The 992-nt window shown below is 38.8% G+C and carries 1 protein-coding gene; it reads right to left on the bottom strand.

Annotated elements, in window-relative coordinates; translation table 11 throughout:
• Positions 1-91 precede the first annotated feature (91 nt).
• The gene (locus CWB80_RS21905) at positions 92-763 is read right to left on the bottom strand and encodes a GntR family transcriptional regulator (RefSeq protein WP_138602782.1); all 672 of its coding nucleotides are present in this window, start codon (positions 761-763) and stop codon (positions 92-94) included.
• Positions 764-992: the final 229 nt, after the last annotated feature.

The raw sequence follows: 992 nt of genomic DNA, 5'->3' as shown, positions 1-992 counted from the left end.
ACTTCTGTATTATTGCTGCTGAAAAGCAAAAGCAATGCCTAAAATTATAAATTAGAGTTTAATAGCCTGTACTAGTTGCTAGGTATATTTTTTAATTACTTTTTTCACCTTCTAATTTTATTAGTAATTTTTTTATATCGTTTTTAGCTTTAACAATATGATTTTTTAGAAATTCACAGGCATTTTGACAGTCTTTTTTTCTGCATAACTCAAGTAAAGTACGGTGCTCTTCAGGAGCTTTTGTTAAACCACCTGCCAATAAAATATGCATACGTACATAGCGCTCAGAGTTTTTACTATACATATCAACCAACTCTCGGGTTTGTGGTCGCGCAGCTCGGCTGTATAATTTAGCATGAAACTGGCTGTTTAAATCGCCAGTGGCAAGGTGGGTATCGCCGGCATCCATGGCACTTTCAAGCTCAGTTAAAATAAGCTCGGCATCAATTAAGTCTTGATCAGTTAAGCTTTGTATTGAATGTTTTAATAGCTCGGCTTCAAGAAGTGCTCTGAGGTCAAAAATTTCGTCAATTTGCGACGCCGAAAGCTGTGTGGCAGTGGCTCCTTTATGAGCTTCAAAGTTAACCAGCCCTTCGGCTTCTAGTTGTAGCAAAGCTTCACGCACCGGAATTCGACTCACGTTTAGCTCTGTGGCTAATGCAGCTTGGCGTAGCGGATCACCCGCTTTGATTTCACCTGAAAGAATTTTTTCACGAATAGCTTCTGTAACAAGCTGAGTTCGAGTTTTATGTTCTATGGCCATAGTAATTTCTATAAATTGCATTTAGTATGCATTATACCTATGAAAACACGCATGCCAAGTTAGAATCCTTCATAATAAAGAGGTAGCGGGAAATGCAATTTGCACTCCCGCTACAATTAACTAAGACTGATAGCAAATTGGTCGCAAAAATCTCAACATTGCATTTAACCCAACGGAAGTGCTACGTACATCTGTGGAGCTTGGAAATGGTCCACCATGGTTCATTGAG

The sequence above is a fragment of the Pseudoalteromonas sp. S1650 genome, assembly GCF_005887195.1.
Classification (GTDB): Bacteria; Pseudomonadota; Gammaproteobacteria; order Enterobacterales; family Alteromonadaceae; genus Pseudoalteromonas; species Pseudoalteromonas simplex.
Note: the sequence above shows the minus strand (reverse complement) of the source record. Positions and strands in the feature narration are given on the sequence as shown.